Source organism: Capnocytophaga sp. oral taxon 380 str. F0488 (genome assembly GCF_000318255.2).
In the GTDB taxonomy this organism is placed as follows: Bacteria; Bacteroidota; Bacteroidia; order Flavobacteriales; family Flavobacteriaceae; genus Capnocytophaga; species Capnocytophaga ochracea.
Map to the genome: position 1 here is coordinate 42,005 of NZ_KB291241.1, position 7,778 is coordinate 49,782.

At 39.8% G+C, this 7,778-nt stretch carries 6 protein-coding genes; all 6 read left to right on the forward strand.

Translation table 11 applies throughout. The features are described from left to right. Window positions 1-418 precede the first annotated feature (418 nt). The 6 genes from HMPREF9078_RS10655 to HMPREF9078_RS10680 all read left to right on the forward strand — a co-directional run bounded on the left by HMPREF9078_RS10655 (window position 419) and on the right by HMPREF9078_RS10680 (window position 7,339). The gene (locus HMPREF9078_RS10655) at window positions 419-1,282 is read left to right on the forward strand and encodes a sugar phosphate nucleotidyltransferase (RefSeq protein WP_009420678.1); all 864 of its coding nucleotides are present in this window, start codon (window positions 419-421) and stop codon (window positions 1,280-1,282) included. A 143-nt stretch (window positions 1,283-1,425) separates the two neighbouring features. After that, a complete protein-coding gene (locus HMPREF9078_RS10660) occupies window positions 1,426-2,469 on the forward strand; it encodes a phosphotransferase enzyme family protein (protein WP_009420679.1) in 1,044 nt (347 codons plus the stop codon). Window positions 2,470-2,547: 78 nt separating this feature from the next. Further along, entirely contained in the window at window positions 2,548-3,375 is an 828-nt protein-coding gene (locus tag HMPREF9078_RS10665) for an alpha/beta fold hydrolase (RefSeq protein WP_002670986.1), read from the forward strand. Between the two features lie 124 nt (window positions 3,376-3,499). After that, the gene (locus HMPREF9078_RS10670; RefSeq protein WP_009420680.1) at window positions 3,500-4,657 is read left to right on the forward strand and encodes a galactokinase; all 1,158 of its coding nucleotides are present in this window, start codon (window positions 3,500-3,502) and stop codon (window positions 4,655-4,657) included. A gap of 12 nt (window positions 4,658-4,669) precedes the next feature. Next, window positions 4,670-5,737: an aldose epimerase family protein gene (locus HMPREF9078_RS10675; RefSeq protein WP_009420681.1), complete on the forward strand. Its 1,068-nt coding sequence runs from the start codon at window positions 4,670-4,672 to the stop codon at window positions 5,735-5,737. A 39-nt stretch (window positions 5,738-5,776) separates the two neighbouring features. Next, on the forward strand, window positions 5,777-7,339 hold the full coding sequence (locus HMPREF9078_RS10680) for a UDP-glucose--hexose-1-phosphate uridylyltransferase (RefSeq protein WP_009420682.1): 1,563 nt from the start codon (window positions 5,777-5,779) through the stop codon (window positions 7,337-7,339). Window positions 7,340-7,778 lie beyond the last annotated feature (439 nt).

The following is a 7,778-nucleotide window of genomic DNA, read 5'->3' on the forward strand; positions in this document are numbered from 1 at the left end:
ATAAGCTTCCTATAAGCTTTCTATAAGCTAAGTACACTAAACCATACCTTCAACATCTTTCTAAACCTTTCTAAAATCCTTCCAAAAACTTTCGTTTGTCCTCAAACTCCCAGCCCTTTCACTCCTCTTCCCGAGACTTTCAAAGTCCCCCCGAGATTCTCCGAAAAACTCCGGTGCGTCGCTTTTGCGCTACACACTTAGCCAAAGTTCAAACTTTGGCTAAGTTAATTGGCATTACTGACATTATTGGCATTATCAAAACTCTTATAAAAGAACAAGTAACGGAAAGCATTTTTAAATTCTTCGTAAAAATTTCGTTATATTTTTTTCCAGATTACAAAATTATCCCTATCTTTGCCGATGCAAAATAAGTACATTCACTTATCAAGACTTTTATTTATTAAGAAATTAACTTTATATGACAACATTAGTAATTTTAGCGGCAGGTTTAGGAAGTCGCTTTGGTTCAGACAAGCAGTTAGAAAATATTCACAATGGCAACGCTTTGTTTGATTACGGTATTTACGACGCTCTACAAGCTGGTTTCGACAATGTAGTACTCATTATCCGTCGTGAAATCGACGATTTAGCACGCCAACACTTAGAAAATCGATTCAATAATGTGCCCATTACTTATGTATATCAAGACGATTTTAACCCAAAAGGCATCGAACGTAAAAAACCTTGGGGTACAGGGCACGCTATGCTTTGTGTAAAAGAGTTTGTAAAAAACCCTTTTCTCATCATCAATGCCGATGATTACTACGGCAAAGAAGGCTTTAAATTGATGTATGAAGCACTCAATGCTGGTAAAGAAAAAACGTTCTTCTCAGGAGGATATCTACTGAAAAACACCCTTAGTGAAAACGGAACAGTTTCACGCGGTATCTGCGAAGTAGACGCCAATCATCACCTACTCTCTATCAACGAAGCTACCAAACTGCGTAAAATTAACGAAACTACTGCCGTAGACGAAGCTACAGGCGCCGAGTATCCCCTAAGCACCTACGTATCTATGAACTTCTGGGGATTCACTCACGAAGTATTGGATATAGCCGACCGTTATTTCAAAGAATTTGTAGCCGAACATAAAGATGACCCTAAATCCGAATTTTATATCCCTATGGTAGTACAACACGCTATTAAGGATTACGGATATAAATTAGAAGTATTACCCAATCACGACAACTGGTTCGGTATGACCTATCACGAAGACCTCGCAATGGTACAAAACGAAATACAAAAACTCGTAGATAAAGGCGAGTACCCCGATAGGTTCTAATCATTTGAAGACTAAAAAGATAACAGCTTTCAACTTTGCCAAAGTTTGAAACTTTGGCAAAGTTCAATAAGCCTCAATCCCCCGACAAGTCCAAATAATCCAACTTGTCTGAAACCAAAAAACTAATTAATACCTAAATAAAAATGAAAGAAATAGCCAATCAATTTAACTTAAAAGGAACCCTCCTTTCTGTGGAACCTTATGGCAACGGACACATCAACCGTACGTATTTGGTGAAAACCACCAATACAAATTATATCCTTCAAGGAATTAACAGCAATGTGTTCAAAACCCCTAATAGCATCATCAAAAACATCGAACTGCTTTGGGAAACTGAACCTAACAATCACGTGATTCTCCCGATGATGAAAGCTAAACAAGGAGGATACTCCGTAAATGCCGAGGGCATTGTATGGCGAGTATTCCCTTTTGCCGAAGGTTATACTTCTTATGAATTCATCGAAGCTCCTTGGCAAGCCGAAAAAGCTGCCACTGCCTTTGCAACTTTTATGAAAACCTTTGCCAATATCGATACCTCTCGATTGCAGGCTACCATTCCTAATTTCCATAACGGAGATTTACGCTTCCAACAACTCGAAGATGCTTATGCTCAGGCAACACCTGCACGCAAAGACAAAGCTGAAAAGCTATACAAATTTGCGCAAAAACACAAGGTAATTTTCGACCTTATCCAAAAAGAAGTAGACGAAAAGCGCATTCCTATACGCGTAACCCACAACGATACCAAAATCAATAACGTACTCATCAATAAATCCAATCCCGATGATTTTAGAGTAATCGACCTCGATACAGTGATGCAAGGTATCTTACTGTACGATTTCGGCGATATGGTGCGCACTTCGGTAAGCCCTACCGAAGAAAACGAAGCCGATGAAAGCAAAATCGTTTTCAATACCGAGTTCTTCGAAGCGCTTTGTAAAGGTTTTTCAGTAATGAACCCTGTGATGACTCCTTCAGAGAAAAAACATATCGTCGACGGAGCCAAATATATGATATTCATTATCGGTATCCGTTTCCTCGCCGATTATTTTAATAACGATGTATACTTTAAAACCTCATATCCTGAGGAGAATTACATTCGTGCCCGCAACCAGTTCGTGCTCTTTCAGCGTTTGGAAGACAAAGAAAAAGAACTCAGAGCAATTGCTAAAAAGTACTTTAAATAGGTAATACAAACTTTTAGTTTGAAACTTTGCCAAAGTTAAAACCAAGCTAATTTTTAATTTAAAATCTATTTTTTTACTATGAGAAATGTTTTTATAACCTCCCTTTTACTTATTTTGCCACTATCTACGTTTGGACAATCTCCATTCTCAGTGAAAAAAGTAGGAGAAAAAGGAAGTCCTATTTTGTTTATTCCAGGACTTGGCTGCTCCAGCGATGTCTGGCAAGAGACTGTACCTGCTCTGATCTCTAACCACACTTGCTACCTGCTTACCTTAGCGGGGTTTGGAGGAATTACCCCTGTAAAGAATCCAAGTTTGGACTATTGGACAGATGCCATTATCTCCTATATCAAAAAGGAGAACATCCAAAAACCTACGATTGTAGGGCATAGCTTAGGGGGCATCCTTGCTATGAAAATAGCTGCTAAAGCCTCTGACCTACTTGATAGAATAGTGATTGTAGATGCTCTGCCTTGCTTGCCTTTGCTTTCTGATCCTAATTTTAAGATAACACCTAACAAGGATTGTACTCCTATGATCAAGGAACTTACAGCAATGCCCAAAGAAGACTTTGAGCGTTCGCAAATGGCTTCAATGATGTACTATACAACAAAGGAAGCCAAGAAGCCTACCATCGTTCAGTGGAGTGTAGCCTCAGATAGGGAGACCCTCGCCAAACTTGTGTGTGAAATCTCTAATACAGACCTCAGAGAGGAAATAAAACAGATAAAAGTGCCTGCCTTAGTGCTCTTAGAGTCCGTATTTACTTCTTCAAAAGACAACATAAGAGATCAATATCAAAATTTATCTTTGAGAGACCTTAGATATGCCAATAAAGGGCTCCACTTTATTATGTATGATGACTTTGATTGGTATTTGACTCAGCTAAAATCCTTTATAAGATAAGAAATATATTGTCTCTACAAGAATCATATCTATTAGGAATTGTCTTTGACAGCACTCCCTTTTTCCATTATATTATTTAATTAAGTAATTTCTAAACAAAACTAATAACTAAAATTAAAACTATATGAAACACTTAGAACAAAAGTTTCAAGAAGTTTTCGGTGCTCCTGCCGAAAAACAATTCTTCGCACCAGGACGTGTGAATCTCATCGGTGAACATACCGACTACAATGGCGGTAATGTGTTCCCTTGCGCTATCGACAAAGGTACTTACGGTCTCGTAAAAAAACGCAATGACCGTAAATTCCGTATGTATTCTGAAAACTTTGCCGACCTTGGCGTAATGGAGTTCACTCTTGACGAACTTACCAACGACAAAAAACACGATTGGGCTAACTATCCAAAAGGTGTGATTAAAATGTTCCTCGAAGCAGGTCAAAAAATCGACTCTGGTTTCGATATTCTCTTCTCTGGGAATATCCCTAATGGCGCAGGGCTTTCTTCTTCTGCTTCTATTGAGATGCTTACCGCTATTGTGCTAAAAGACCTCTTCCACCTCTCTATCGACCCTGTGGAAATGGCGCAATTAGGCAAGAAAACTGAAAACCTATTCATTGGGGTAAACTCTGGTATTATGGACCAATTTGCGGTAGCTATGGGGAAGAAAGACCACGCTATCCTCCTCGATTGCAACACTCTCAAATATGCCTATGTGCCTGTGGTACTTAAAGATGAGGTAATCGTGATTGCCAATACTAACAAACGTCGTGGTCTCGCTGATTCTAAATACAACGAACGCCGTGCTGAATGTGATGAAGCCTTAGCTGAATTGCAAACTAAATTGCCTATTAAAGCCTTAGGAGAACTCTCTATTGAACAATTTGAAGCCAACAAAGACCTCATCAAGAGTCCCGTTCGCCAAAAGAGAGCTAAACACGCAGTATATGAAAACCAACGTACTCTTAAAGCACAAAAAGAGCTTTCAGCAGGTAATTTAGCTGAGTTTGGTAAGTTAATGAACGAATCGCACATTTCTTTGCGCGACGATTATGAGGTAACAGGCGTAGAACTCGACACTTTGGCTGCTCTTGCTTGGGAACAACCTGGAGTAGTAGGTTCACGTATGACGGGAGCTGGCTTTGGCGGTTGCACTGTAAGCATCGTGAAAAAAGACAAAGTAGACGACTTCATTAAAAACGTAGGCGAGGCTTACAAAAACAAAATAGGTTATGCTGCCGATTTCTATATCGCTTCTGTAAGCGACGGTGCTAAAAAACTATAAACAAGACAAAGTATGATAACCATCAACAAAAGCCTGTTCGGTACTCACAACGGACAGGCTGTCTATCAATATACCTTACAGAATGCGAACGGCTTTCGCGTGTCTGTTTTGAACTTAGGCGGTACTATTACCGAAATAGCTGTAAAAGATAAGCACAACGTACTGAAAAACGTAGTATTAGGTTATGCGCATTTAGAAGATTACATAGGTAATGGCGCCTATAATGGAGCTACCATAGGGCGCACTTCAGGACGTATTCACAACGCTACTTTCACCATCGACGGGAAAACCTATCATCTATTTAAAAATAATGGTGAAAACTCATTGCACGGTGGTAAAGAAGGCTTTAGCAGTAAACTCTTTGAAGTAAAAGAGCTCGCTAATGGCTTGGAAATGCACTACACAAGTCCTGATGGTGAAGAAGGCTACCCTGCAAAAGTAGATTTCAAAGTGATTTACACCATCACTGAAGATAACAGTCTGCACATTGCTTACGAAGCTGTTGCCGATGCCAAAACCTACCTCAATATCACCAACCACAGTTATTTCAACCTTTCAGGTGATATGGAAATGAATGGCGATACCCAAGTACTACAAATCGCTGCTGATAATATTTGTGAATTGGCAGAAGGACTCATTCCTACCGGTAATTATATAGCTGTAAAAGATACTACTTTCGACCTCCGCAAAGGTAAAGTTATCGCTGAGGGTATTGCCGAAGGGCATCCTCAATTCAAAATCACTCGTGCCTACGACCACCCCTTTGTGCTCAACCACAGCGGACTCAAAGGTGCTCCCCAGTTGGTATTGTACTCTCCTCACAGTGGTATTACTATGGAAGCCTATACTACCCAACGTGTGGCTGTGATTTACACTGGTAACTTTTTGGACGATGTACCTGTATTCGATAAGGTATGTACTGCCAAAGAAAAACCATCAAAAAACCCACGATTTGTAGGGGTAGCTATTGAGATGCAAGATTTCCCCGATGGTATCAATCAGCCGAAGTTTGGGGTAAAACCCTTAGAAAAAGGGGAAGTGTACAAGCAAGAAACCGTTTATAAGTTTCTTATTAAATAACAAATAGTCTTGTTAATTATTAATTGATAATTATTAATCGTGAAAGTTTATATTGAAGTAGAAAAGCTCATCAGTTATGCGGTACTTCATAACTTGGTGAAGGAAGACGACCGTATTCTTGTTACCAATGCTGTTTTGGAAAGTATTGGTTGCGATAGTTATACCGAGTTTACAAAAGAAGAGCAAGCTCAAATCGCTAAAGAGGTAGCCCAGATAACTTATCCTACGGAAGTACTCGACCGCTTAGTGCAGTGGGCAGCTGAGAACGGCACCCTCACTACCGATACGCTTACTTTCCGCGACCTACTGAACTCTAAGATTATGGGGCAGGTATTACCTCGTACATCGGTAATTCGCAACGATTTTTGGCATACTTACCAAAGGAGCAAAGAGCAGGCAACCCAACAGTTTTACGAGCTCAACAAGCAAAGCAACTACATACGCACCGATAGAATTGCTAAGAACATTCTGTGGGAACACGAGAGCCCTTATGGCAATTTAGAAATTACTATCAACCTTTCTAAGCCAGAGAAAGACCCTCGTGATATTGCTGCCCAAAAAGATGTGGTAGCCACTAACTACCCAAAATGTTTGCTCTGTAAAGAGAACGAAGGCTATATGGGGCGCGTAAATCACGCTGGACGGCAAAACTTGCGCACGATTAAGCTGGATTTAGCCAATGAGGAATGGTTTTTCCAATACTCCCCTTATATCTATTACAACGAGCATTGTATTGTCTTTTCGAGTGAGCATCGCCCGATGAAGATTGACAAAGCTTGCTTTGAGCACGTATTGGGCTTTGTAGAGCAATTCCCTCATTACTTTCTCAGTTCTAATGCCGATTTACCTATTGTGGGAGGCTCTATCCTCTCACACGACCACTTTCAAGGTGGACGACACGTTTTCCCTATGGAAAAAGCTACCATAAAAGAACGCGTGAGCTTTAAAGGTTTTGAAGATGTGGAAGCAGGTATCGTAAATTGGCCTATGAGCGTATTGCGATTGCGCGGTGAGAAAGACCGCCTCATCGCCTTAGCCGATGTCATCTTGCAATCGTGGATAAACTACAGCGATGAATCATTAGGCATCTACTCACATACTGAGGGTGTACGTCATAATACGGTAAACCCTGTGGCACGTTTTAAAAACGGCAAATATGAACTTGATTTGGCTTTGCGCAACAACCGTACGGATACTGAGCACCCTATGGGTATCTTTCACCCTTACGAACATCTGCACAATATCAAAAAAGAGAACATTGGGATTATTGAGGTGATGGGCTTAGCAATTTTACCTGGTAGGTTAAAAACTGAAATGGCGAGTATTAAAACGTTGCTTAGTGAAGCCATTACAGCTGGTAATGCTTTCAACACTGTATATTCCCAAATGAATGCTGACTCTGCTTTGCAAAAACACACTCAGTGGTTAGAACGTTACGTGAATACTTCCCCTACTCCACTTTCCATAGAGAACTTAGATAACTTTATTAATAGGAGTATAGGCGATACTTTTTGTGAGGTATTGGAAAATTGTGGCGTGTTCAAACATACTCCAAAAGGAGAAGAAGGGTTTAGGAGATTTGTTGCTCAGGCTCAAGTTTAGGTAAAAGGTAAAAGATAAAAGGTAAAAAAATAAAGTATATTCAAGGGACGTTTTATAAACGTCCCTTTTTTAATAAGAAAGACAATAATACCAGAAATACCGATAATGCCAGAAATAATCAACTTTGGCAAAGGTGCGAGCCGCACAGGCAGTGTGAGCCACACGGGCAGATTAATTAGGAAATGAGAAAATGAGAAAATGAGAAAATTAGCAAATGAGAGAATAAGATAAATACCAATAAAACCAAATAATACCAAATAATACCAATAATGCCAGAAATAATCAACTTTGGCAAAGTTTAAAACTTTGCCAAAGTTTGAGATAAAAAAGCGATGTGTTGGGACTGGTTAGGGTTTTCGGAAGAAAACGGAATTTTTCAGAAGAGAGCTGAGAGAGATTTTGGTGAAAAAAGGCTATAAGGAAGGTATGGTTAGCTTAT